This window comes from Acinetobacter seohaensis (assembly GCF_056431365.1).
Genome location: NZ_JBWKMK010000029.1, coordinates 248,592 through 273,269 on the forward strand (window position 1 = coordinate 248,592; position 24,678 = coordinate 273,269).

At 40.6% G+C, this 24,678-nt stretch carries 23 protein-coding genes and 1 tRNA gene; 9 read left to right on the forward strand and 15 right to left on the reverse strand.

What is annotated here, in order from left to right; translation table 11 throughout:
- The first annotated feature begins 377 nt into the window (after nucleotides 1-377).
- The 4 genes from mutS to AC07E5_RS05655 all read left to right on the forward strand — a co-directional run bounded on the left by mutS (nucleotide 378) and on the right by AC07E5_RS05655 (nucleotide 5,233).
- A complete protein-coding gene (gene mutS / locus AC07E5_RS05640) occupies nucleotides 378-3,017 on the forward strand; it encodes a DNA mismatch repair protein MutS (protein WP_096900922.1) in 2,640 nt (879 codons plus the stop codon).
- A 213-nt stretch (nucleotides 3,018-3,230) separates the two neighbouring features.
- Nucleotides 3,231-3,554, forward strand: a complete 324-nt coding sequence (gene fdxA, locus AC07E5_RS05645) for a ferredoxin FdxA (RefSeq protein WP_004973093.1) — start codon at nucleotides 3,231-3,233, stop codon at nucleotides 3,552-3,554.
- Between the two features lie 142 nt (nucleotides 3,555-3,696).
- The gene (locus AC07E5_RS05650; protein WP_004973092.1) at nucleotides 3,697-4,416 is read left to right on the forward strand and encodes a D-Ala-D-Ala carboxypeptidase family metallohydrolase; all 720 of its coding nucleotides are present in this window, start codon (nucleotides 3,697-3,699) and stop codon (nucleotides 4,414-4,416) included.
- Between the two features lie 151 nt (nucleotides 4,417-4,567).
- Nucleotides 4,568-5,233 (forward strand): O-methyltransferase, encoded by a 666-nt coding sequence (locus tag AC07E5_RS05655; RefSeq protein ID WP_004973089.1) that lies wholly within the window; start codon nucleotides 4,568-4,570, stop codon nucleotides 5,231-5,233.
- Nucleotides 5,234-5,413: 180 nt separating this feature from the next.
- Here AC07E5_RS05655 and AC07E5_RS05660 read toward each other — a convergent pair whose 3' ends face one another.
- The 12 genes from AC07E5_RS05660 to AC07E5_RS05715 form a co-directional block, all read right to left on the reverse strand.
- Nucleotides 5,414-6,256, reverse strand: a complete 843-nt coding sequence (locus tag AC07E5_RS05660; protein WP_096900923.1) for a universal stress protein — start codon at nucleotides 6,254-6,256, stop codon at nucleotides 5,414-5,416.
- A 126-nt stretch (nucleotides 6,257-6,382) separates the two neighbouring features.
- The gene (locus tag AC07E5_RS05665) at nucleotides 6,383-7,009 is read right to left on the reverse strand and encodes an acyltransferase (RefSeq protein ID WP_004973079.1); all 627 of its coding nucleotides are present in this window, start codon (nucleotides 7,007-7,009) and stop codon (nucleotides 6,383-6,385) included.
- Nucleotides 7,002-7,601 carry an IMPACT family protein gene (locus AC07E5_RS05670; protein ID WP_096900925.1) on the reverse strand — a complete coding sequence of 200 codons (600 nt, stop codon included), beginning with the start codon at nucleotides 7,599-7,601 and terminating at the stop codon, nucleotides 7,002-7,004. Before AC07E5_RS05670 ends, AC07E5_RS05665 begins: the two co-directional genes overlap by 8 nt.
- A gap of 222 nt (nucleotides 7,602-7,823) precedes the next feature.
- Nucleotides 7,824-8,591, reverse strand: a complete 768-nt coding sequence (gene lptB, locus AC07E5_RS05675) for an LPS export ABC transporter ATP-binding protein (protein WP_004973074.1) — start codon at nucleotides 8,589-8,591, stop codon at nucleotides 7,824-7,826.
- Complete coding sequence (gene lptA, locus AC07E5_RS05680; protein ID WP_004973072.1) at nucleotides 8,591-9,157, reverse strand: lipopolysaccharide transport periplasmic protein LptA; 567 nt, start codon at nucleotides 9,155-9,157, stop codon at nucleotides 8,591-8,593. The genes lptB and lptA overlap by 1 nt, the downstream gene beginning before the upstream one ends.
- Nucleotides 9,147-9,689, reverse strand: a complete 543-nt coding sequence (gene lptC, locus AC07E5_RS05685) for an LPS export ABC transporter periplasmic protein LptC (protein ID WP_004973071.1) — start codon at nucleotides 9,687-9,689, stop codon at nucleotides 9,147-9,149. Before lptC ends, lptA begins: the two co-directional genes overlap by 11 nt.
- Before the next feature lie 40 nt (nucleotides 9,690-9,729).
- A complete protein-coding gene (locus AC07E5_RS05690) occupies nucleotides 9,730-10,269 on the reverse strand; it encodes a KdsC family phosphatase (RefSeq protein WP_004973069.1) in 540 nt (179 codons plus the stop codon).
- A 3-nt stretch (nucleotides 10,270-10,272) separates the two neighbouring features.
- The gene (locus AC07E5_RS05695; protein WP_004973067.1) at nucleotides 10,273-11,250 is read right to left on the reverse strand and encodes a KpsF/GutQ family sugar-phosphate isomerase; all 978 of its coding nucleotides are present in this window, start codon (nucleotides 11,248-11,250) and stop codon (nucleotides 10,273-10,275) included.
- Nucleotides 11,251-11,653: 403 nt separating this feature from the next.
- Nucleotides 11,654-11,729 (reverse strand) — tRNA-Gly (locus AC07E5_RS05700).
- Between the two features lie 65 nt (nucleotides 11,730-11,794).
- Nucleotides 11,795-13,216, reverse strand: a complete 1,422-nt coding sequence (gene cysS / locus AC07E5_RS05705; protein WP_498624902.1) for a cysteine--tRNA ligase — start codon at nucleotides 13,214-13,216, stop codon at nucleotides 11,795-11,797.
- Nucleotides 13,217-13,413: 197 nt separating this feature from the next.
- Nucleotides 13,414-14,526, reverse strand: a complete 1,113-nt coding sequence (locus AC07E5_RS05710; RefSeq protein ID WP_498624904.1) for a beta-ketoacyl-ACP synthase III — start codon at nucleotides 14,524-14,526, stop codon at nucleotides 13,414-13,416.
- Nucleotides 14,527-14,556: 30 nt separating this feature from the next.
- A complete protein-coding gene (locus tag AC07E5_RS05715) occupies nucleotides 14,557-18,516 on the reverse strand; it encodes a DUF3418 domain-containing protein (protein ID WP_498624906.1) in 3,960 nt (1,319 codons plus the stop codon).
- Between the two features lie 375 nt (nucleotides 18,517-18,891).
- Here AC07E5_RS05715 and ahpC point away from each other — a divergent pair, with 375 nt between their 5' ends.
- The 3 genes from ahpC to AC07E5_RS05730 all read left to right on the forward strand — a co-directional run bounded on the left by ahpC (nucleotide 18,892) and on the right by AC07E5_RS05730 (nucleotide 20,574).
- Complete coding sequence (gene ahpC, locus AC07E5_RS05720; RefSeq protein WP_004973058.1) at nucleotides 18,892-19,455, forward strand: alkyl hydroperoxide reductase subunit C; 564 nt, start codon at nucleotides 18,892-18,894, stop codon at nucleotides 19,453-19,455.
- A gap of 186 nt (nucleotides 19,456-19,641) precedes the next feature.
- Nucleotides 19,642-20,118 (forward strand): bactofilin family protein, encoded by a 477-nt coding sequence (locus AC07E5_RS05725; protein WP_498624908.1) that lies wholly within the window; start codon nucleotides 19,642-19,644, stop codon nucleotides 20,116-20,118.
- A 249-nt stretch (nucleotides 20,119-20,367) separates the two neighbouring features.
- Nucleotides 20,368-20,574, forward strand: coding sequence for a KTSC domain-containing protein (locus AC07E5_RS05730; protein ID WP_498624910.1), 207 nt, complete (start codon nucleotides 20,368-20,370; stop codon nucleotides 20,572-20,574).
- Nucleotides 20,575-20,661: 87 nt separating this feature from the next.
- Here the strand turns inward: AC07E5_RS05730 and AC07E5_RS05735 are convergent, their stop codons facing one another.
- Nucleotides 20,662-20,880, reverse strand: a complete 219-nt coding sequence (locus AC07E5_RS05735) for a DUF1653 domain-containing protein (protein ID WP_004973051.1) — start codon at nucleotides 20,878-20,880, stop codon at nucleotides 20,662-20,664.
- Nucleotides 20,881-21,131: 251 nt separating this feature from the next.
- Between AC07E5_RS05735 and AC07E5_RS05740 the strand changes: the two genes are divergently transcribed.
- Entirely contained in the window at nucleotides 21,132-21,476 is a 345-nt protein-coding gene (locus tag AC07E5_RS05740; RefSeq protein ID WP_004973048.1) for a hypothetical protein, read from the forward strand.
- Nucleotides 21,477-21,879: 403 nt separating this feature from the next.
- On the opposite strand, the gene AC07E5_RS05745 is transcribed toward AC07E5_RS05740, so the two are convergent.
- Nucleotides 21,880-22,395: a putative periplasmic lipoprotein gene (locus AC07E5_RS05745; protein ID WP_498624913.1), complete on the reverse strand. Its 516-nt coding sequence runs from the start codon at nucleotides 22,393-22,395 to the stop codon at nucleotides 21,880-21,882.
- 159 nt (nucleotides 22,396-22,554) lie between these two features.
- Between AC07E5_RS05745 and AC07E5_RS05750 the strand changes: the two genes are divergently transcribed.
- Complete coding sequence (locus AC07E5_RS05750) at nucleotides 22,555-23,601, forward strand: NAD(P)H-dependent flavin oxidoreductase (protein ID WP_004973046.1); 1,047 nt, start codon at nucleotides 22,555-22,557, stop codon at nucleotides 23,599-23,601.
- Nucleotides 23,602-23,643: 42 nt separating this feature from the next.
- On the opposite strand, the gene dusB is transcribed toward AC07E5_RS05750, so the two are convergent.
- Entirely contained in the window at nucleotides 23,644-24,669 is a 1,026-nt protein-coding gene (gene dusB, locus AC07E5_RS05755) for a tRNA dihydrouridine synthase DusB (RefSeq protein WP_004973043.1), read from the reverse strand.
- Nucleotides 24,670-24,678: the final 9 nt, after the last annotated feature.

The following is a 24,678-nucleotide window of genomic DNA, read 5'->3' on the forward strand; positions in this document are numbered from 1 at the left end:
ATTTGTTTAAATGATATACAATTTATTCTGACATACTTAGGTCTTTACAACAACACTGGCTACAGGCTAAATGTCGATCAACATGCAGTGTTGATCTAAGTAAATCCTCAACATTTTTTAATATTTTGTCATTGCTAGATATTTAGGCATTCCCTCAGAAACTTTTCACTTGAACACATTTTTTGTTTGCTGTGATTTTGCTAACATAACATTCCGTTTCATCATTCTGCTCAACAGTAAAGTAAGATGATCACAGACGATAATTTTAATTATTGTGCATAAATTGACTCATTGCTATGACTGAATCAAACATTTAAATATTCAGATTCAATGAATTAAAAGTACAACTTGCACTTACTGTTAAGGACCCTAACCGCATGAACATGACAGAAATCATGGCTGATCTATCTTCCCACACTCCAATGATGCAGCAATACTTACGGGTGAAGATGGAACATCCACATTCTTTAATGTTCTATCGCATGGGCGATTTCTACGAATTATTTTTTGATGATGCACACAAAGCTGCCAAACTTTTAGGCATTACCCTCACCCACCGTGGTAAAACTAGTGGCAAACCTATTCCAATGGCGGGCGTGCCATATCATGCTGCTGAAGGTTATCTCGCTCGCTTGGTCAAAAAAGGCGAAACCGTGGTAATTTGTGAGCAAATTGGCGAGGTGACAGGCAAAGGTCCTGTAGAGCGTGGAGTAGTACGGATTATCACCCCAGGCACGCTCACTGATGATGCCTTGCTCAACAGTCATCAATCTTCCAACTTGGTCTCTTTATGCTTACAGCAAAACCAAATTGGTATCGCATTGCTGGATTTAAGTGCAGGGATTTTTAAAGTTCAGCAAATGGATTATTTGCCTGAACAACTCGCGATTGAACTTTCTCGTTTAATGCCAAGCGAAATTGTGGTCGATGAAGATATTGTCGATCCGAATATTATTGAACAGGTTAAAAAGCAGCTTGACTGCCCTGTGACCAAACGCCCAAATGTCGATTTCAACCTGAACAATGCACAAAAAACGCTTTGTGATCAATTTGCTGTATCGTCACTTTCAGGTTTTGGTATTGATCATTTGCCCTTAGCCAAAGCAGCAGCGGCAGCGTTAATACACTACGCCAAAGAAACCCAAAAAACGGCTTTACCACATATTCGCAGTATTCAATTAGAACAAAGCAGCGATTTTATTGCGCTTGATCCTGTGACCCGACGTAATTTGGAATTGGTTGAACCATTATTTGAACACGGCACTTCTTTATTCCAACTGATTAACGATTGCCAAACTGCCATGGGTAGCCGTTTACTGAGTCGTACCTTGATGCAACCTTTGCGTGACACGGCATTATTAGATGCAAGACTGGATGCAATTCAAGCCTTAATACAAGGTTACCATGAGTCGCCTGTGCGTTTGGTACTGAAAGAAATTAGTGATATTGAACGTGTGCTGAGTCGTGTCGCACTCGGTAGCGCACGCCCACGTGATTTGGTACAACTACGTCAGGCCTGTGCGCAAATTCCCTATTTGCGTCATGCCTTACAGCCCATTGTTTCTGCACAACAATCCGCACTCATTCAAAACCTGAATGAAGAACTGGGCGATTTTCATGGACTGCATCAACGGCTGATGCAGGCAATTGTAGAAAACCCACCTGTACTATTGCGTGATGGCAATGTCATTGCAGAGGGTTTTGACAGTGAACTCGATGAACTACGCAAAATCCGTGATCATGCGGGGCAATTCCTGATTGATTTAGAAGTCAAAGAGCGCCAAGAAAGCGGTATCCCAACGTTAAAAATTGGCTACAACCGTGTCAGTGGTTACTACATTGAACTCACTCGCGCCCAAGCCGAGCAAGCACCTGAACACTATATCCGTCGTCAAACTTTAAAAAATGCAGAACGCTACATCACCCCAGAGCTAAAAAGTTTTGAAGATAAAGTCCTGTCTAGCGAGTCCCGTGCTTTAGCCCGTGAAAAGATGCTATTTGAAATGCTATTGGATGAATTACGCCAAGACATTGCTCAATTACAAATGATGAGCAGCGCGATTGCACAAATTGATCTATTGGCAAACTTTGCCCATCAAGCACGTTTACGCAATTGGGCACGCCCTGAATATAGCCCTGAAATTGGAATTAAAATTACTGCAGGACGTCATCCTGTTGTTGAGGCCTTGAGTAAAACCGCCTTTACACCGAATGATACTTTACTCGACTACAATCATCGTTTGGCAATTATTACTGGCCCGAATATGGGCGGTAAATCAACGTATATGCGTCAAACCGCACTCATTGCCCTACTTGGCTATTGTGGTAGTTATGTGCCTGCCCAAACAGCCGTATTAGGTCCTATTGATCGCGTGTTTACCCGTATTGGTTCTGCCGATGATTTATCGACAGGTAAATCGACCTTTATGGTCGAAATGACTGAGACTTCACAAATTTTACACCATGCAACCTCACAGTCTTTGGTGCTGATGGATGAAGTTGGTCGCGGAACCAGTACCTACGATGGCTTATCTTTGGCATGGGCATGTGTGTTGGATTTAAGCAAACGCATCAAATGTTTATGCCTATTTGCAACGCATTATTTTGAATTGACCGAATTAAGCAAAGAATCTGGGGTGGATAACTACCACGTAACCGCCAAAGAAATGAATGGCAACCTGATTCTCTTGCACAAAGTTCAACAAGGTCCTGCAAGCCAAAGTCACGGTTTGCAAGTGGCAAAATTGGCAGGCATTCCAGCCAATGTGATTAAAGAAGCGCAAAACCGTTTAAGAATTTTAGAAAAACAGCAGCACAAAAATGTCAATTTAGCCGTTCAAGATGACCTATTTGCACCAGCAACAAGCTCAGCTGAACCAGAAGTGATTGAACGTGTAATAGAGGTAGAAAAACCATCACCTGCTTTAGATTTATTACGCAGTATAGATGTCGATAATTTAACGCCACGACAAGCGCTGGAACAATTGTATGCTTTAAAGGAACAATTGAACGCTTAGCCGCTGTTATTTCTAAAATATTTGAGCTAAACAAAGACTCTCAATTGAGAGTCTTTGTCATTTATAAGTTTTTTTGATGGTTTTATCCCCCTTTTATCAAATTTAGCAGCACTGTCTATATCAAATATCAGTAAAAGCGATTGTTAGTTGTAGTGATTTTTGCCTAAAATAGACTATTCTGAATTAGAACCATATTTTTAGGTAGCTGTCGCCATGACATTTGTTGTCACTGAAAACTGTATTAAATGTAAATATCAAGACTGCGTTGAAGTTTGTCCTGTAGACTGCTTCTACGAGGGTCCGAACTTCCTTGTCATTAATCCAGACGAATGTATCGACTGTGCATTATGTGAACCAGAGTGTCCTGCCAACGCTATTTTCTCTGAAGATGAATTACCAGAAGGTCAGGAAGTGTTTATCGAGCTAAATGCTGAACTTTCACAGACTTGGCCAAACATTACACAAATTGGCGATCAACCTGCTGATCGTGAAGAATGGAATGGCAAACCAGACAAATTACAATACTTAGAAAAGTAAGTTCGTCTTGTTGTGAAAAAGATCAGCCCTGTGCTGATCTTTTTTTATACCTAAAACACACATTTGATTGCAATATTTTCAAATTTTAACCAGCATTTTCGATTAGAATACTGCCACTTTAAATAAATATCTGATTTGCCTAATGAAGAAATTTTTCAAGGCGCTGTTTTCGTTCAGCATTGTTCCCGTTATCTTGGTTGCTTGTAGTTCAACCCCAAACAGAACAACAACGATCACCACGCCCGATGGAAAACGAATTTTCATTCCTCAAGAAAAAATCACCTATGAGCGTCAGGTAGCACCTAAAATTGTGCCTTATTCGTATAATGCATGGGTGGCAGTGAGTGACAATTTACGCCAAGTTCGTGAATATGAACGCTTCTTGGAACACAACGGTGTTGGCAATATTATTCCAAGTTTTGAATTAATGCGTACCGCACGTGACTGGCAACGCTGTGGACGTTCGCAATTTATGATTCCAAGTCGTGAATTGTGGCAAAATCAGGTGCCTACCTTGCGTGTATTTAAATATTTGGTCGCCTCTAAAGTCTTAACTGATTTTGAAGTCACTTCTGTCTATCGAGATTTACCACTGAATCAATGTGCAGGTGGTGCGAACTCATCGCGTCACTTATTTAACTCAGCCATTGATTTTAGAATTGGGCCACAATTCCCGAATGCCGAAGACTATGCCTATATTGAAAGTACCAAATACAGACTGTGTCAGTTCTGGCAGCAATATGGTCAAAGTTTAAACATGGGCTTAGGCTTATACGCTTCAGGACAAATTCATATTGATACACAAGGTTATCGAACTTGGGGGCCAGATTTAAGCCGCCATTCATCTATGTGTAATTTCTAATTCAGTGTTGTTTAGAATTAAATCCTAAAGAGGTCAAATTGACCTCTTTTTTTATTGCGAAATAGATTATCACCTGCTCCATTCCGCGAATAAATTGCACTCTGAGCAGAAAAGTTTACAATGCACACATCGCAACAAAGGTGAGCACGCTATGCAACAAATGTGGACGGATATCGATCACTATATCGAATCACATTTAATTCCCGAAGACCCAATTTTGACGCAAACTTTAGAAAATACCGATGCCAAAGGTTTTCCAGATCACCTTGCAGTTGCGGCAAATCAGGGCATGTTGCTACAAATGCTCATTCAAATGAATCAATGCAAACGTGTGTTGGAATTGGGCACATTCGCAGCTTATAGCACAATGTGGCTAGCACGTGCGCTGCCTGAAGATGGTTATATACTCACGATTGAAGGACGTGATACCCATGCAGCTTTGGGACAAGAAAATATTGACCGCGCTCAATTAAAACAAAAGGTTGAATTAAAAGTTGGTCGTGCTGCAGAAATTCTAAAAGCTCTGCCAGAAGATACTGAAGCTTTTGATTTTATTTTTATTGATGCCGACAAACAAAGCTATCCTGAATATTTGGAACTGAGTCTTAAACTTTCACGCTCAGGTACAATTATCTTTTTAGACAATGTAATTCGTGCAGGGGAAATTTTAAATCCTGACAATCACAAACCAAGCATTGAAGGGATTCGTGACATGTTCAAAGCCATGCAAAATCATTCGCGAATTTTATCGTGCACAGCATTACAAACTGTAGGCAGCAAAGGACATGATGGCTTTGCTTTAGCGATTGTAAAGTAAAGTCCACACAAGGTTAAAAAACAACCTAAAGTAATTTTACATTATATATTATAATGTTACATATACTGTCCATACAGTTATCCACAAATTATGCGGATAACCATGGACAGTCAGCAAGCATTTACATCAGTTCAACTAAACAATCTTTTAAAATGATCTTTTTTGAATCATTTACGATTTTTACTTTGCCACCAACAAAGGAACAGTTGAGTTACGGAAAATATTGGTGGTAATGCTTCCCAAGAAAAATTGGTGAATTTTACTGTGACTAAATGCCCCCAGTACAATCAACTGAATACCATGTTCACGTTGATAATCTAAGATATTTTCAGCCACATCGCCATAACGATATTCCACCACCACATCTAAACCCGCTGAAGTTAAAAAATCTGCAGGTTCATTTAAAACTTCTGGGTGATCACCGACATAGAGCAAATGACATTGCAATAATTTAAGCAAATCACTTTGTGCAATTCGCTTCATCATTTTGATACAAGTTGGGGAATATTCATAAGCAAAAATAAAACGGTTTGGTGCTTTAAAATGCTCTCCGACAGTCATCACAGTACAATTTGCACCACGAATAAAGTTTTCGACATTACTGCCTAATGCCTTATTGCGTTCAGCAGATTTCTCGCCCACACGTCCAATCACCACAATATCTTCTTCGTTCAGCACACTAAAACTTTGTTCTAAAAAGTCGCCTTTTTCTTGAATGTGGGTAGGTACAATGCCGAACTTTTCCTGAATCATACTGGAAATGTGCTGCAATAAATTGTTGCTATAATCGAGTGCTAATTCACTTTGTTTTTGTTCTAATTCGGCTAATTCTTTGAGTAACATGGCATTACTTTCAAAACCAATCACGCCACTAATTTCCCCCAAATGATAACTGGCGGGGTAATAATCCAAAACTTGTAATAACACCAATTCACGTTGAGTTTGTGTTGCAATCCACGCAGCAGCTTCAGCAAGCGCATTAATACAAGGCGAAGAATCAATACAAGCAATTACACGTTTCATTATTGCCTCTCTTACTGCCTTTTGCAGGCTATTTTTTAGTTGTTATTTTTAACTTAACACAACTCGTGTTGCAGGGACATGAAAAAATGTAATGAAGTTTAAAGATTTAGCCTTGCTGCATCGTATTTACTCACGATAACGAATCAATTTGGCAGGGTTTCCTACCACAATTTCCCGCTCCTGAACATCTTTGGTGACCATGCTATTCATACCAACGACTGCATGTGCCGCAATCTTCACCCCATCTTTAACACCAACATGCGCACCTAACCAAACATCCTTACCAACTTCAATGCCCTGTGAACGCACCGCTTGCTGATAAATGGGCTGATCCAAAGCCATGCCATGATCAAATGCATATAAATGACAATATGCTGCGATACGCACCTGATCATGAAGCTTAATTCCAACTCTGCCACCATCTAAAATACAGTGGTGATTAATCGCGACTTCATTGCCAATTTCTAAAGGGCCATGCAAAGTACAATCGGCTGCAATAAAGGTATTATCGCCAATACTGATTTTACGTCCTGGTTCTGCAAAAATATGTGCCAATGGTGAAATAAAACAGTTTTTGCCAATCTCTACCGTTTCCATTGCCATTAAATAAGCTTGATATTCCTGCTGCCAAGCTTCTGCCCAAGCACGATGTTTAGGTTTTAATGACCAATATAACCACGGCATGTAGTTTAAACGGTGTTTATGCTGCTCACGGTACTTCGATAATGGATCAGGTGAATTTGCTTCAGTCATCTTGATCATCCTCAAGGATTTTGAGTTGTTCACGCCCACGGCTAATATCTTGTAATTTTAGTTTTAAAGGGTCTATTTGATCGACTTGCATGAATGCCTTTACCAACACGCCTTCGGCGGTGTAGTCTTCGCTGTACTCAATCTGCTGACTATTTAGCTCGTATTGTAAAATTGCCCACTCATTAAAATGACAGGAAAATTGCACGGTCTTTTTTTCAATCAGTTCTATTTTTTCTGCTAGAGCCAAACATTGCCCTGCACATCCCCCATAGGCACGTACCAAGCCGCCTGTGCCCAATTTAATGCCGCCGTACCAACGATTCACCAACACCAAAACATTAGTCAACTCATTGCCTTCAATCGTGGCTAAAATAGGACGTCCTGCCGTACCTGAAGGTTCGCCATCATCATTAAAACGTAATTGATGCCCGATTTTCCATGCCCAACATTGATGTGTGGTAGATGAATCACGCTGCTGTTCCAAAAAAGTTTTTACCGCTTGCTCATTATCTACAGGCACAGCAATTGCCTGAAATCGACTTTTTTTAATTTCTTCTTCAAAAGTGATGGGCGCAGCAATGGTAAATGGCATAACACTCCAGATCAATCAACCAGTTAAATAAAAACTTGATAATTATAACGTGTTTAGCGCTCTAACGTATTTAGAGTTATAGCTTATTTGGACTGATAACCACCATGAAAAAACCTTCTATCCTCAAAGGTATAGAAGGTTAAATAATGTTTACACGACTTTCTGTTCTACAACTTATGCAGTAAGCATACGAAAACCAATAACGGTTAGAACATTCAAGCTTTAAACAAAAAAGTCTTCACCCAAATAAACTTCACGCACAATTTCATTTTCCAGAATTTCTTGCGGTGTACCCTCTGCAATGACTGAACCTTCGCTAACAATATAAGCACGTTCACAAATGGCTAAAGTATCACGGACGTTATGGTCGGTAATTAATACGCCAATGTCACGATCTTTTAAGGTACGAATGATATCTTTAATATCACCGACAGAAATAGGATCGACCCCTGCAAAAGGCTCATCTAACAACATAAATTTAGGGTCTGCTGCCAAAGCACGGGCAATTTCTGCACGACGGCGTTCGCCACCCGACACACTCATCCCTAATGAATCTTTAATATGCGTGATTTTAAAATCTGCCAGCAATTCTGATAAACGCTGCTGACGTTGCTGTTTATTTAAATCTTTGCGGGTTTCTAAAATAGCCATAATATTTTCAGCGATGGTCAGCTTTCTGAAAATAGAGGCTTCTTGCGGTAAATAACCAATCCCCTTACGCGCACGTTCATGCATGGCAAGGTCAGATAAATCCAGTTGATCTAAATGGATTTCGCCTTTATCCATACGCACCAAACCCACAACCATGTAGAAACTGGTGGTTTTACCCGCACCGTTCGGCCCAAGTAACCCGACAATTTCACCACTTTTCATTTCAAATGAAACGTCTTTAACCACCCAGCGCTTATTATAGTTTTTGGCTAAATGCTTAATACACAAAGTCTGCTGACCGTGCTGGACGCTGTCCTGTGCTGCGCTCGTTTGATCCATTAATCACGCGCTCCCGGGAATGATTTTGAACTTGATGGTGGAATCACAATTTTTACACGACCCGCTTCAGAACCAGTTTTGTTCGGTGTACCAATCGCTTCAACATCGCCTTTGTTCATACTATAACGCAAGGTATTACCACGAATACTGGCTCCATCTTGCTCTAAAAGTGCGCCACCCGTTAAGGTGATAATGCCTGTTTCAGCATTGTAAACAATCTTTTGCGCCTGACCTTTGGCAAGCCCTTTGGCTGGATCAGTCTTTTGCTGGAATTGCGCAGGTCTGCCCGTTGCCGTAATGACACTAATTTCTTTTTTGCTGTTCAGATTAGCAACAATCGAATCTGCCTGCAGTTTCATGGTGCCCTGTTCAATCACCACATTGCCTGTATAAGTGGTGACGCCAGTACGTTCACTAAAGGTCGCACGGTCTGCCAATAAAGTAATAGGCTGACTGCGGTCTGACGGAATTGCCCATGCACCTGCCGATGAAAGCACCGCCAAGCCCACAAGTGCTGCTTGTTTTATCAACGCTTTAGGAGCTGTAAGCTTAGATTTATGGTTCATACTTTCCTCGAATATTAAAAAATTCGTATTGCCCGTCATTTAAATTGGCTTTTAAGCCCTGACTGATAAAATCAGCCTGTGGAGATTGTACAGTCACTTGTTTTTCGGTACTGATTTCACGTGTTTTAGGAAACACATTCAACTCGACTGTTTCAAGCGTCAGTTTGCCTTGAGCGAGTAACTTGGTTGCTAGCACTTGATCTGACAACACAACCTTTTCATTGTCATTAAAACCTTGTGCCTGTTTAGCAAAAAAAGTGGCATCCACCGCGCCCGCTTTATACATAGAGGCATTCAAATTTTCCAGCTTAGAGGTTTTTTGCTGCATGTCTTGCTCTAAACGGTCAATTTGCGCACGCACATATAAATTGCCCTGCTCATCTGTTTGGGTCAGATGAATTTGCTCTGCACTATAAGTCATAGAGCGAGCAGCGTCAGTTTCCAGTTTTTTGCCTTTACCGCTGTAATAGTAATAACCACCACTTACAGCTGCAATTGCAATCGCAGTAACGTATAAAACTTTAGTATCCATAAGTGGGGCTGTAACTCAAACCTTTGAATGTATGACTTAATTAATGAGGGATGCTGAGATATTTTTCAAGTAAGCTTTGGTACACACCTTTGGCGGTTAAAATCATATCGCAGATTTCACGTACCGCACCGCGCCCACCCATGGCCTGTGTGACTAAATCGGCACGACGACGCACTTCAATATGTCCATTTGGCACTGTGACTTTCATCCCTGCAATCGAAAACGCTGAAAGATCAGGCCAGTCATCGCCCATATAGAGACAATCTGCAGGTGATAAACCTAACTTGGCACAGGCTTCCTGCAATGCAGTGCCTTTATCTTCACGTCCTTGGTAGACCAAATCTACACCTAAATCGGACATGCGTTTTTCGACAATATTACTTTTACGACCCGTGATGATAATGACTTTAACACCTGCTTGTTGCACCAGTTTCATACCTAAACCATCACGAATATCGAATGATTTAATTTCATCACCGCTGTTGGTTAAGGTGACAAAACCATCACTTAGAATTCCATCGACATCTAAAACCAAAGCTTCAATATGACGCGCTTGCTCTAATAAAATATAAGATGCCATTGTTTAGTTTACCCCTGCTTGAATCAAGTCATGCATACTGATCACACCAATGACTTTATTGGCATCATCCACCACCACAAACTGATTGATTTTACGGTCACGTAATTGTTCTAAAGCTTCAACTGCACGTGCTTCTTGTGAAATCGTTGCAGGATGTTGAGTCATCACTTGCCCAACTTGTAAATTCACATCAAAGCCCTGTTGTTTATCAATTAAACGTCGTAAATCACCATCGGTGAAAATGCCTAACAAGACGTCATTTTCATCGACAATTGTGGTTAAACCTAGACGTTTGTTTGAAATTTCGTATAACACTTTGTTCATTGGTGTATCTGGTGCAACTTTAGGTAATTCTGTACCGGTATGCATCAAATGTTTCACATGCAATAACAGGCGCTTACCCAAAGCGCCTGCAGGATGTGAACGAGCAAAATCATCGGCAGTAAAACCACGTGCATCAAGTAACGCTACAGCCAATGCATCACCTAATGCCAAGGTTGCAGTCGTACTTGAGGTTGGTGCTAAACCAAGTGGACAAGCTTCCTGAATATTGCCTAATGTTAAAGCGACATCAGCATTTTGTGGCATCGGCCCGCGATCATCACCGCTAATTGTGATTAGAGGAACTTCCAGATGTTTGATGAGTGGCATCAACATCATAATTTCATCACTTTTGCCGGAGTTGGAAATGGCAATTAAAACATCACCCCGTACCAACATTCCCAAATCACCATGCCCTGCTTCACCCGGGTGCATAAAGAAAGACGGCGTGCCTGTAGAGGCAAACGTCGCAGCCATTTTACGACCAATATGACCTGATTTTCCCATACCTGTGACCACAACACGCCCTTTGCAATGCAACATGATTTCGCAGGCACGGCTAAAACGCTGATCAATTTGCGTCGCCAAGACTTGTAATGCTTGTTCTTCTATTCTTAAAGTGTCTAAGGCTACAGATTGGAAATCAATGGTATTTGACATGTTTGGCATTCAACGTTCAACTTAAATTGAGTATTTTCTACACCTCAATAAAAGTGATTTATTGAAGCACATTTAATTTTCGCAATTTTAGCATATCTATGCAATTCTACACTTTGATTCTGCGTGTGTTTTTTGTTTTAACGCATTTTTGTATGCTGTTTTAATTAACTCGCTTTTTGACTCGAGTTTCAAATGAAAAACAATCATATTTGAGCTTAGGCTATTTATTTTATTGATTCAAAGTTGCAGATAAAGCTAAAGATAGAACTAGCTCAGAAGCATATTTCAACGAAAATGCTCTAAAAATTATGGATCAAACCCATCTATAAAGCTGACTGCAAGCAAGCTGTAACAAACAGCCATAAAAAAACGCTTATCTTTCGATAAGCGTTTTTTAAAATTTTGGAGCGGGAAACGAGACTCGAACTCGCGACCCCAACCTTGGCAAGGTTGTGCTCTACCAACTGAGCTATTCCCGCAATATGGAAGTGAATTATAGAGAATTTCATACAACTGTCAACTCTCTATGCTCCCAAGTGCTCAATTAATCAGCACGACGCCATACTGTACCTTGACGGGTATCTTCCAAGACTACACCTTGATCGAGTAAAGATTGACGAATTTCATCGGCACGGGCGAAGTCTTTGGCTTTTTTGGCATCCTGACGCTGCTGAATTAAGTCTGCAATGGCTTGTTCAGACAAACCTAAAGCATCCTGACCAATATCAGACTTCAGGAATTCATCTACATCATGCTGTAGCAAACCTAAAATATTGGTCAAATGACGCAAGGTTGAATAATACACAGCCGCCTGCTCTGCCTGCTGCTCTTTTACCGCACGGTTCAGCTCTTTATTGACTTCAAACAGAACTGCGATCGCTTCTGCAGTGTTAAAGTCATCACGCATTGCAGCATTAAAGCGCTCTACCAAAGCCTCATCTAACTGCTCAACAGTTTGCGTACCATAAGCTTGTTGATAGGCTTTAAATGAGTGGTAGAAACGTGATAAAGCAGTTTTCGCTTCTTTCAAGGCAACATCGGAGAAGTTTACAGGGCTACGATAATGTGAAGACACAATAAAGTAACGGATCACTTCAGGATGGAACTTTTCCATCACATCACGGATAGTAAAGAAGTTACCCAATGACTTTGACATTTTTTCGCCATCGACATTAATAAAACCGACGTGCATCCAGTAGTTTACATACTGCTCACCTGTCGATGCTTCAGACTGGGCAATTTCATTTTCATGGTGTGGGAACATTAAGTCTGAACCACCGCCATGAATATCGAAATGGTTGCCTAAGCAGCAGGTCGACATTGCAGAACACTCAATGTGCCAACCTGGACGTCCATTGCCCCACGGAGAAGCCCAAGACGGTTCATTTTCTTTAGCATGTTTCCACAAAACAAAGTCAAATGGATGCTTTTTATCGACTTCAACATCTACACGTTCAGATGCACCCGCTTGCATATCTTCCAGTTTACGACCTGAAAGACGGCCATATTTGTCAAATTTTTCGACCTGAAAATAAACATCGCCATTGCTTGCAGGGTAAGCCGTGCCTTTATTGACTAAATTGCCAATCATGCTTTGCATTTGGTCAATATATTCAGTGGCACGTGGTGCTGCATCAGGCTCTGCACAGCCTAAGTTTGCTGCGTCTTCATTCATGGCTTGAATAAAACGATCCGTTAAAGCCTGAATACTCTCACCATTTTCATTGGCACGTTTAATAATTTTGTCGTCAATATCGGTGATGTTGCGTACATATTTCACCTTCCAACCCTGACTACGTAAAAAGCGAATGATGTAGTCAAATGCAACCATAACCCGCGCGTGTCCGATATGACAGTAATCATAAACCGTCATACCACAGACATACATGTCGATATGTCCTTCTTTACGCGGAACAAATTCAACTTTTTTTCGTTGCTCTGAGTTATATAGAACAAATGGTTGCATAGGTTTTCAAAATAGGTCTATTAAAAGATGCTCCATCTTAACCTAAGCATTATTTTTCATAAAGTTTTTCGATGTTTTTATTCTGTATGAGGATATTGCGAGTGATGAGTACTCTCTCGACCACACCTTCTCCCGAAGGAGAAGGAACGTTCAATACTAATCTTAAACTTGGATTGATCTTATAAAGTGAGTAAACCTTATGCAGCGTCGCGTTTTTGTACCAAAATCGCACCGACAGAGTAACCCGCACCAAATGAACACAGTACACCATATTCACCGTTATCGACTTCGTGTGCAGTACGGTGTAAGGCAATAATTACCCCTGCTGAAGAGGTATTGGCAAACTCATCTAAAATAATAGGTACTAGACCAGGTTGTGCCGCTTCTTTACCCACCACCAATTTTAAAATCAGTTCGTTCATGCTGGCATTGGCTTGGTGCAACCAGAAACGCTTCACCTCGGTTGGCGCAATCTGATTCTTTTCTAATTGCGCAGTAATCATTTTGGCAACTAAGGGGCAAACTTCTTTAAAGACTTTGCGACCATCTTGATGGAAGCGTTTATCGTCAATATCTGCATTTTCACTTAAGTTTAAAAAACCGAAATTATTACGGATATTATTCGAGAACTGAGTAAACAGGTTCATGTCCAAAATTTCAAAACCTGCTTTGGTTTCAGTGTCTTCCAAAATTGAAGCGGTTGCTACATCACCAAAAATAAAGTGGCAGTCACGTGAACGGAAATCGTTATGACCTGAGGTAATTTCGACATTCACCAACAGTACGCGGCGCGCACCTGCTTTAATCGCATCATGCGCTTGCTTAATGCCGAAAGTCGCAGCAGAACATGCCACGTTCATGTCATAGGCATAACCTTGAATACCAAGCGCAGTTTGAATTTCAATCGCCACCGCAGGATAAGCACGCTGCAAGTTTGAGCAAGACAAAATCACCACATCAATATCTTCTGCGGTCACGCCTGCATTTTGCATGGCTTGTTTTGCAGCAATTACACCCCATTCTGCTTGTAGCGAAATTTCATCATCCCCGCGTTCACGCAAATTTGGACGTAAACGGTTAATGTCCAGAATACCTGTTTTTTCTGACACGTAACGGCGTTTTACCCCAGAGGCTTTTTCGATAAAGTCAGCACTTGAGCCACGACGTTCTTCAAGCTCACCTGCTGCAATTTTGTCAGCATTGAGCTGATTATACTGTTCCACATAAGCATTTAAACTTTCGACCAACTCTTCATTGGTAATAACATCTTCTGGGTGATAAAGACCAGTACCTGTAATGCGAATGCCCATGTAAAACTCCTTCTAGAAATTACTAATATCTTAACTGATTCCGAGCTTTTCCCATACTTTTTGCAGCCGCGTTGCAGAAATTGGCATTTTGGTTTTCATGGGTTGAGAGAACAGCGATATGCGTAATTCTTCCACCATAAAGTACAATTCCTTGAGTCGGGCATCTTGTTTGTGTTTAAACAATTTGTCCATCCAAGGGTCAATTTGGGCGATGGCAGCATCGTCTCTTTGCAAGTTGTTGGGTAAGCGGTCTAAACGTAATAACAACGCTTTCAAATAGCGCGGATATTCGCTCCACACCTCTACAGGCTTGCTATACACAAAGTCTGCCAGATGCATTAAGTCCAGCTGATCTTCAATATCATCCATATTTTTGGCAAACACGGCTTCATCTAGCATAAGGAGCTGACGGCGGATGTCTTGCCAAGCAATATAAATTTCATTAAAGATACGCAGCGTGGTTTGACCATGACTGAGAAAAGTCTTTTTTACCTCAAGCTGCAAGTTTTGAAACTCTTCCAAGTTGACTGGTAAGTCACCAATAATGCTTTGCAATGTTGCATAGATCAACATTTGCTCAAGTTGAGCTTTATCACCCAAAGGCGAATACGCCAAAGCCAAGGGTTTATCAATTTGCTTTTTCAATTGCCGTGATAAATCGCCTAATTGCACATGCAGCAAACGAATCACCCCTTCACGATGCTGATGAATCGCCTCGCGCTGATCATTAAAGGTTTGAATCACCACACCCGATTCATCTTTTTGTGAAAGTTCTGCAAAAGCTTTACTTGGTACCAACGCCTGATATTGCTTAACCACTACGCCCGTGACTTTTTGCGAGGCTTCAAATACAAATCGTTCAGGGAAGGTTTGGAATTCGCCGTGTAACTGTTTTACTGGACTGTGAGTTTCGGTACGGCAACGCGCTTTTAATTCAGATAAATCACGCCCTTGCTCAATCACCCGCCCTTTTTCATCTAACACTTTAATAAACGGCAATAAATACGCATCTACTCGCTCAAAGCTAAAGTCTTTTTCGGTGATGTGCTCTGCGCGTAACTGGAATGCCAAAAAGCTAAAAATGTGCTCGCGTAAATTTACCGCATCAACACGTTGTAGCAACTTTCGAGCTGTGTCTGGAATAGGCACCAAATGACGACGCTTATCTTTAGGCAAAGTCTTGAGCAAGGCTTCAATTAAATTTTCACGCCAACCCAGAACACCCCACGACCAGATATTTTCATCGACCTGTGCCAACGCTTGCACTGGAATTTTAACGGTTGCGCCATCTTCATCATGGCTGGGGTCAAAACGGTAACTGGCCGCCAAGCGCAGCTCACCATTACGCAAATAGTCAGGAAATTGCTGCGTGGTCGGACGATCATTCAGCCAAAGTGCATCATCTTCCACAAATAAATAACGTGGATTTTGCGGCTCTACTGTGGCACGCCAATCTTCAAAGGAACGACGGCTTGCAACTTCTGCAGGTACTTTGGCGGCATAAAATTGATAAATAGTTTCTTCATCAACCACTAAATCACGACGACGTAATTTATCTTCAACCCGTTCCACTTCTTCCAGTTTAAGCAGGTTGTGTTTTAAAAATGGTGGGGTAATGCCCAAGTTGCCTGTGGTTAAAGCATCACGTAAGAATATTTCATGGGCGGCTTCCTGATCGACCTTTTCGTAATTGACAGGACGTTTCGGCTCGATAATTAGACCAAACAGCGAAATCTGATCATAGGCATTCACCACGCCTGCTTTTTTAGACCAATGTGGTTCAAAATAGTGATGCTTCAGCAAATCACGTGCGGCCAATAAAATCCATTCGGGTTCAATTTTTGCCAAAGTACGTAGATACACTTGCGAAGTTTCCACCATCTCAAATGCCATGACCCACGGTGTATTGGTTTTATGCAAAGTCGATGCAGGGAAAATTCGTGCTTTTTGTTGGCGTACCGCCATAAATACATTGCGCTCATCGGTTTTATTGGCAATAAAAGAAAGCAACCCTGTTAATAACGCCCGATGCAGATTTTCATAACTGGCTTTTTTCTCATTAAACGACAGTTTTAAGCCACGCGCCAAATCCACCAATTGTTCATGAGTTTTCTTCCATTCACGTAAACGCAACCAACTTAAAAAATGCTGACGGGCAAAAGTACGACGTTTGTTTTCACTCATGCCATCACGGTTTTCGTGTAAAGTTTCCCACAATTTTAAATAGAATAAAAAGTCAGAATCTGCTTCACGGAACAAAGCATGTTTTTGATCGGCTTGCATTTGTTTGTCTGCAGGACGTTCACGCGGGTCTTGTACCGCCAATGCCGCTACAATAATCAGGACTTCATTTAACACCCCAAAATGCGCACCGCCTAAAATCATACGTGCCAGTCTTGGATCAATCGGCATTTTTGCCATTTGCTGACCAATTTTGGTTAAGCTGCTGCCTTGAAGCTCGCCTTTATTAGCGGTGGATTTAGTGGAATTATTCGGATGATTGTCTCCCTTTTGCGTCGCAGAGCTGCTCATTCCGTCTAAAAGAGGGGCTTTACCCTTCTCAATCATCGCACCCAGTTCAATCAACAGCTTACGACCATCATTGACTAAACGATGATCTGGCGGCTCAATAAAATCAAAATCTTCGAGCGTACCCAAGCCCAAACTTTGCATTTGTAAAATGACCGATGCCAAGTTGGTGCGTTTAATTTCAGGTTCAGTAAACTCTGGGCGACTTAAAAAATCTTCTTCTGAATACAGGCGAATACAAACGCCTGGCGCAATACGACCACAACGTCCTTTACGCTGATTCGCTGCTGCCTGAGATACTGCTTCAATCGGTAAACGCTGCACCCGTGAGCGATAGTTATAACGTGAAATACGTGCAAAACCGCTATCAATCACATAGCGGATATTGGGTACAGTGAGTGCGGTTTCAGCGACGTTGGTGGCAATAATAATGCGACGACCACCACCTGAAGGATTAAAGATTTTTTGTTGTTCCGCCAAAGCCAAACGCGCATACAACGGTAAAATTTCAGTATGACGCGGTCCATGCTTATGCAAGGTTTCTTGCAGCTCCCGAATTTCCTGTTCAGTACTGGCAAAAATTAGAATATCGGCATGTTCAGGATGACCTTTTTCCTGTGCATCGGCAAAGCATTCTTCTACCGCTTGCACCACTGCGCGTGGCAAGTTTTCTTCAAAGTCATCAAACTCATCATCATCACTACCACCAATGCTTAATTCAGAAATTGGACGATAACGTACTTCGACAGGATAGCTTCGACCTTCGACCTCAAAAATAGGTGCGCCGTTAAAATAGTTACTAAAACGCTGCACATCTAAAGTTGCAGAAGTGATGATGACTTTTAAATCAGGGCGACGTGGCAAAAGTTGCTTTAAATAGCCCATAATGAAGTCAATATTTAAAGAACGCTCATGCGCTTCATCTATAATAATGGTGTCGTATTTATTTAAATAACGATCATTGGCAAGCTCTGCTAACAAAATACCATCGGTCATTAAACGGACAATTGAATCTTGCGAACCCTGTTCATTAAAACGAACTTTAAAGCTGATGGACTCACCTAACTTTTCGCCAACTTCTTCGGCAATACGCTGCGATACACTACGCGCAGCAAGACGTCGTGGCTGAGTATGACCAATTAACCCCGTTAAACCACGACCTGCCAACATTGCAATTTGTGGTAACTGTGTAGTTTTCCCTGAACCCGTTTCACCCGCCACAATAATGACCTGATGTTGCTGAATTGCAGTAATCAACTGTTCGGCAGATTGAGTCACAGGTAAATCTTGATTCAACTTGATATCGGGAATGCGCTGCGCACGCTCCAACACTTTTAAATTAGATTTTTCAAATAATTCCTGATATTGCTTTGGATTGGCATCTTTGCCTTTTCGTAGTCGATTTAAACGATGACGATCACGCGCCAAAACGAGGTGGTCTACATTTAAATGACTCTGCACAGAATACGCTTCCTAACCAAAACACAAACGCGTATTTTACGCTGTAATGCCTTTAAGCGAAAGAACAGTGATTTAGAATGCGTATTTAAAAAGTTTTAAATCCCCCCTTGAATTTCAAAATAGCATCCCCATATAGATGTATGTTCACCAATTGCTTGAAATGGGTTGTATTTGAACCTGAAAAATAGGTTGTCATGCAATCATCATCATTTTGAGGCTTAATAAAGACTCAATAATGCAGTAATGAAAGTGTACGCTTTTTACATACTCATTTGTTTTTCCGATGCTAGTAATGTAAAAATACCATTTCAGCAATAAAACAAAATTAGATACTCTATTACCAACTAAATACAAACCTTAATCATGGAGACAATGATGAGCTTAATTAATACTGAAGTTAAACCATTTAAAGCAAATGCATACCACAACGGTCAATTCATTGAAGTAACTGAAGCTGATCTTAAAGGCAAATGGTCTGTAGTATTCTTCTACCCTGCTGACTTCACTTTCGTTTGCCCAACTGAGCTTGGTGACCTTGCAGACAACTACGCAGAATTCCAAAAATTAGGCGTTGAAATCTATGCAGTTTCTACTGACACTCACTTCACGCACAAAGCTTGGCACGATTCTTCAGAAGAAATCAAAAAAATCCAATACGTAATGGTTGGCGACCCAACTTGGACGCTTTCTAAAAACTTCGAAGTATTAATCGAATCTGCTGGTCTTGCTGACCGTGGTACTTTCGTAATTGATCCAGAAGGTAAAATCCAAATCATCGAAATCAATGCTGGCGGTATTGGCCGTGATGCTCAAGAACTTCTTCGTAAAGTTAAAGCAGCTCAATACGTTCACGCTCACCCAGGTGAAGTATGCCCAGCTAAATGGAAAGAAGGTGATGCAACTTTAGCCCCATCTATCGACCTAGTAGGTAAAATCTAAGTTTTAGATTAAACCACTCAAAAAAACCACGCATATTTTGCGTGGTTTTTTTTAATCAGAACATCACCCTTTTCTACCTTATTTATTCATATTTCATCTCTAGAATAGAAAATGTAAAAACATTACAACACTACAATCGAATCTGTACCGGTAACAGTTGTGAGATTTATTTTTGAGGACTGTTCTATGAAAAAATTATTTTTACTTTCAACATTACTAGCATTTTCAGTGCCAGCTTTAGCTGATTTCAACTGTAATGGCAGCATTAAAAATCGAACTATTGATGATAATGTCAAAGTGCATAAACAATGTGTTCTTGATCATGTGACTATTAAGGGCAACCTAATGTTGCATTCCAACTCACATACGGCAATTAAAAATAGTACGATTGATGGCAATTTAGAATCTAAAGGAAACTTTAGTCAGGTTAATGCACATGCCAACCGCATTGATGGCAATATCCAACTCGAAGATGGGCGTAACATCCAACTCACGTCAAACCGTGTAAATGGCAATATTCAACTTAAAGATAATTCAGGCTCAATCGTTGTAAAAAATAACCGCGTGAATGGCAATTTAGAATGTGAAGATAACCGCGTAAAACCGACTGGCGGCACAAACCGTGTTTCTGGTGACAAAGAAGATCAATGTCGTCATCTATAAAATCTAGTCTTTCAATCATTTTATTTAAATGAATGACTATTCATGTGCAAAGCATAAACACCACATCCTAAATGTGGTGTTTTATTTCGCTTCATAATAGTTTTGTCGTTTTTGGCACGTTTAGGTTGCGCAAAAAACTTATATTCAAAAGTTACAATTCTGTAATACTTTTTAGCAAGCACTTCACTTATGTTCAAAATAAGCAGATTTATTCTGTGAAAAATAATATAAAAAATAAAGGAGTTGCTTATGGGTAAAACACTTGCCGTGACATCCTGGACATACAGTGCATCTTCACGTTATTTAAAAATATTTTACGAAAATGGCTCTGGGGATTTATTCCATCCTGTACCACGATTTATTTATGACAACTTATTAAGACGTAGTGATAAAGCAGCTTTTGTGAGTAAATATTTAGCATACGATTTAAGCTTTAACCGTATTTCCATTCAATAATTGATTTTATTAAACTTTGAACATCCACATAACGATCCAATCTAAAAATAGATTGGATCGTTTTAAATAGGTAAATAACTTCAAATATTAATACACTTCTTGAATCAATTTAAAGCGTTCCTGTTCACGGTCATCATCCAAAGTAATACTCTCCGTGAACATATCAAGCGGTCTGGCCCAAATAGAATAATCGCCATATAAGCATTGATAAACCACCAATTTCTCTTGGGTTTCACTGTGTGTAGCCACATGCAGCACTTGATACAATTGCCCTTTATAATGTTGATAAATCCCTTTTTTAAGCATTTTACAATCCCAATCTTACAGAATGGCATTACTGTACAATAAAAACTGTAACCATTCTTAAGATTTCACCTTATCAGAAAAAATGAATCGCATCGGCATATTTTTCTCTAATTTATCGTTCTAATCTACACAACAAAAAAATATCTAAACCCATTACATTATTTGAACAATTTTAAGCTTCAAATTGATTGTTTTTTGGTTATATTCGCATTATCCCATCTTAAGTGGATGTAAAAAAAGGAAACATGATAATGAATAAACTTCTTATTGCTTTAGGTCTTGCTGCCACTGTAGCACTTGTAGGTTGTGCAAAAGAAAAAGCACCAGAAACAGGGGCAACTACGGGTGAACACTTAGAAAACGCTGCGGCTCAAGCTGCACATGATGCCAAAGATGCAACACATGAAGCTGCTACTGCTACAGCAACTGCGGTAGATAACGCAGCGCAAGCAACTGAAAATGCTGCACACAATGTTGCAACAGCAACAGAAAACGCAGCTGATGCGACTGTACAAGCTGCTAAAGATGCAACTGCTGCGACTGCAGGTGCGGTTGAACAAGGTGCTGCAAATGTGAAAGAAAAAGCACAACAATAATTTGATTGTATAAAACAAAAACTCCTGAGCAAGTTCTCAGGAGTTTTTTATTCAGCACGATTTAATTAGGGTCTGTTGACAATTCGTCTATGTTTGCGACATGAGAGATATATCTCGCAAGGTTTTTTAGCTGATATAAGGCATGGGACAGGAAATTTAGTCATTCTAAATGACTGGAACATAACGTAATAGCAGCAAAAAATATGCTTGTTCCCTTGCGCAGCAAACAAAGCAGTGCTTTGTTTTTGCTCATGTGGCTAAAACTTTCACAGATTGCGTTATGAAACTTGAAAATAAACCCGTTATTCCCTGCGTTTCATGCCTAATCTGCTCAGTTTTAGCCTACAGCGCAAGCCATTTATGAAATATCAACAGACCCTGGTAAACCTAAATCCTGCCGCAACTATAACGCCGCTTTTAAATTACAACCATAGCCCATGGTCTGTTGCACTTGGCGATAACTGGTATAACGATTCAAAATAAAATCATAATAAGATTCCGCATTGGCAAAATTTTCAGTCAAATTTTCCTGCTCTGCACGCGGTAATTTTACATCTTTAAGAAAATCTAGATTGTAATGTCCTAAACGATATAACTCAGCAAAATGACCATTCATCATATCGCAATAAGCAATTTTAGTCGGCTTTAAAGCAGTACTGGCGACTAAATGCTGATTCAAAGTTTGTAAGTTATTTACATCTAAAGGGAATTGATGCGCAAATGCGATATTTTCGACTTGTTTAAATTGTTTGAAGTCTTGCGCCAATTTGACATTTAAAGCATCTATACGCTGTTGTAATGCAGTCGCATCCTGAACCTGATATTGCTTTGGATCAATTTTCACTTGAGTTTGTTGTGGATTGCTACAGGCACTTAATCCACATACCACAAGCAAACCACCATAAACGAAAGGCTTCATTAATTTACTCATCAATTCATATATCAGGCTTATTATGCCTGAAAGCATCTGCAAATTTAATGATATCGCTCATCTTAATATTTCATAAGGAAATGACGGATATGATTTGCCAATCTACCTAGAGTTGGGCAAAGTAGATAAAAACATGGAGTAAATAATATGACCTTATTAGAACAACTGAATATAAAGCATCCTATTTTTCTTGCTCCAATGGCTGGCGTTTCTACTCCCGAACTTGCAGCCGAGGTTTCTAATCAAGGTGGTTTTGGCTCACTCGGTTTAGGTGCAAACACGGTAGATGCTGCACGTGAGCAAATTTTACGCACTCAAGAACTGACTGATTTTCCATTTCAGGTCAATTTCTTTTGCCATGAATCAAGTCCACTAGATGAAGTCGCTGCACAAGCGTGGATTGCACATTTTCAGCCAATCTTTGAACGATATGGCGCAACTGCACCGAGTCAACTAAATTGTATTTATCCAAGTTTTAAAGACCATGATGGATATTTAGATCTTGTACTAGAAACTAAACCACAAGCCGTCAGTTTTCACTTCGGGATTCCGCATGCGCATCAAATTCAGGCTTTAAAAGATGCAGGAATCATTACTATGGTTTCAGCAACCAACTTAGCCGAAGCTCAAGCCATTGAAGCAGCGGGAATTGATGTCATTATCGCCCAAGGCATTGAGGCAGGTGGACATCGGGGTATCTTTAACCAAACTTTTGATAGTGCAATTAAAACCAGCGATTTAGTACAACTGATTCGTGAACATTGTACCCTGCCAGTGGTTGCCGCAGGTGGCATTATGAATGGTCAGCAAGCACAGTTAATGCTGAAATTGGGCGCTTCTGCGGTACAGCTGGGTACAGCCTTTGTGCAATGTAAAAGTTCCAATGCCAATCCAGCTTATCGACAAGCTTTATTTCAGCAAAACATTACTCAAATTACCGACAGCATCTCTGGACGCTCTGCCCGTGGTTTAATTAATCATTGGCATACACAGGTAGATACACCAAATCGTTTAACTGTGCCCACCTATCCATATACGTATGATCTTGCAAAACAGTTGCATTCAGCAGCCGTCACACAAGGCGAGCAAGGTTATGCCCCTTTTTGGGCAGGCAGTAATGTCAGTCAGATTCGTGAATTAGAGGCCGCAGATTTAATTAATCAGTTGGTTTTGGAAATGATTCACGCACGCTAAGTTTACGTACGAAAAACTCAACTGTGTATCACGGTTGGGTTTTTATTTTGTATCTAATAAGTTCACCGCTTCAACCTGCACATCACTCATGATTTCACCATGCGCAAGTAGCTGATTAAAGTAATCTTCCACCACTTTATATTGTTCTGCAGTACTTTCTACTTGATACATACTTTGACGGAATTCATTACTTGAACGTAAACCTTTGGTGTACCAAGCAATATGTTTACGTGAAATACGACAACCTGAATATTCACCATAAAATTCATACAGCTCAGCTAAATGTCCAAGTAATACTTTTTGAACTTCTGCAATGCTCGGTGCTGCTAACAGCTCACCTGTTGCTAAATAATGTGCGATTTCCCGAAAAATCCACGGACGTCCTTGCGCAGCACGTCCAATCATAATCGCATCTGCGCCTGTATAGTCCAAGACATATTTGGCTTTTTCAGGACTATCAATATCACCATTGGCAATCACAGGAATATTGAGCATGCTTTTCACTTCTTTAATCAGTGAATAGCGTGCACGGTTTAAATACATATCTTCACGGGTACGCCCATGCAATGCCAATGCAGCAATGCCTGCTTGTTCTGCGCGTTTGGCAACCCGTAAAATATTTTCCTGCCCATTCAAAAAACCTAAGCGAGTTTTCAGTGTCACAGGCACATTCACCGCGGCAACCACAGTATCTAAAATGCGTGCCACCAAATCTTCATCTTGCAATAAAGCCGAACCAGCCAACTTATTGCAGACTTTTTTGGCAGGACATCCCATATTGATATCAACAATTTGTGCACCATTGGCGACTTGATAACGTGCGGCTTCGGCCAAATCATGCGGGTCTGAACCTGCAATTTGTGCAGAAATTGGTGCAAGTTCCCCATCAAAGTTGGCACGATACAAACTCTTTTTACTCATGCGCAAAGTTTTGTCAGAGGTCATCATTTCACTGACCGCATGCCCTGCACCAAAGTACTTGCACAGTGAGCGAAAGGGTCTATCTGTGACGCCTGCCATCGGGGCAACGATCAAATTATTTGACAGTTGATAGGGACCAATATACATATATATTCT

Bases quoted from the DNA above. Each gene is read 5' to 3' on its own strand.
- AC07E5_RS05745 (WP_498624913.1), bottom strand. From the start codon at position 22,395: ATGAAGCCTTTCGTTTATGGTGGTTTGCTTGTGGTATGTGGATTAAGT.
- fdxA (WP_004973093.1), top strand. From the start codon at position 3,231: ATGACATTTGTTGTCACTGAAAACTGTATTAAATGTAAATATCAAGAC.
- AC07E5_RS05730 (WP_498624910.1), top strand. From the start codon at position 20,368: ATGGGTAAAACACTTGCCGTGACATCCTGGACATACAGTGCATCTTCA.
- lptC (WP_004973071.1), bottom strand. From the start codon at position 9,689: ATGGATACTAAAGTTTTATACGTTACTGCGATTGCAATTGCAGCTGTA.
- lptB (WP_004973074.1), bottom strand. From the start codon at position 8,591: ATGGATCAAACGAGCGCAGCACAGGACAGCGTCCAGCACGGTCAGCAG.
- AC07E5_RS05660 (WP_096900923.1), bottom strand. From the start codon at position 6,256: ATGAAACGTGTAATTGCTTGTATTGATTCTTCGCCTTGTATTAATGCG.
- AC07E5_RS05655 (WP_004973089.1), top strand. From the start codon at position 4,568: ATGCAACAAATGTGGACGGATATCGATCACTATATCGAATCACATTTA.
- AC07E5_RS05710 (WP_498624904.1), bottom strand. From the start codon at position 14,526: ATGGGCATTCGCATTACAGGTACTGGTCTTTATCACCCAGAAGATGTT.
- dusB (WP_004973043.1), bottom strand. From the start codon at position 24,669: ATGTATATTGGTCCCTATCAACTGTCAAATAATTTGATCGTTGCCCCG.
- AC07E5_RS05725 (WP_498624908.1), top strand. From the start codon at position 19,642: ATGAAAAAATTATTTTTACTTTCAACATTACTAGCATTTTCAGTGCCA.
- AC07E5_RS05690 (WP_004973069.1), bottom strand. From the start codon at position 10,269: ATGGCATCTTATATTTTATTAGAGCAAGCGCGTCATATTGAAGCTTTG.
- mutS (WP_096900922.1), top strand. From the start codon at position 378: ATGAACATGACAGAAATCATGGCTGATCTATCTTCCCACACTCCAATG.
- ahpC (WP_004973058.1), top strand. From the start codon at position 18,892: ATGAGCTTAATTAATACTGAAGTTAAACCATTTAAAGCAAATGCATAC.
- AC07E5_RS05750 (WP_004973046.1), top strand. From the start codon at position 22,555: ATGACCTTATTAGAACAACTGAATATAAAGCATCCTATTTTTCTTGCT.
- AC07E5_RS05695 (WP_004973067.1), bottom strand. From the start codon at position 11,250: ATGTCAAATACCATTGATTTCCAATCTGTAGCCTTAGACACTTTAAGA.
- lptA (WP_004973072.1), bottom strand. From the start codon at position 9,157: ATGAACCATAAATCTAAGCTTACAGCTCCTAAAGCGTTGATAAAACAA.
- AC07E5_RS05650 (WP_004973092.1), top strand. From the start codon at position 3,697: ATGAAGAAATTTTTCAAGGCGCTGTTTTCGTTCAGCATTGTTCCCGTT.
- AC07E5_RS05735 (WP_004973051.1), bottom strand. From the start codon at position 20,880: ATGCTTAAAAAAGGGATTTATCAACATTATAAAGGGCAATTGTATCAA.
- AC07E5_RS05665 (WP_004973079.1), bottom strand. From the start codon at position 7,009: ATGACTGAAGCAAATTCACCTGATCCATTATCGAAGTACCGTGAGCAG.
- AC07E5_RS05670 (WP_096900925.1), bottom strand. From the start codon at position 7,601: ATGCCATTTACCATTGCTGCGCCCATCACTTTTGAAGAAGAAATTAAA.
- AC07E5_RS05740 (WP_004973048.1), top strand. From the start codon at position 21,132: ATGAATAAACTTCTTATTGCTTTAGGTCTTGCTGCCACTGTAGCACTT.
- cysS (WP_498624902.1), bottom strand. From the start codon at position 13,216: ATGCAACCATTTGTTCTATATAACTCAGAGCAACGAAAAAAAGTTGAA.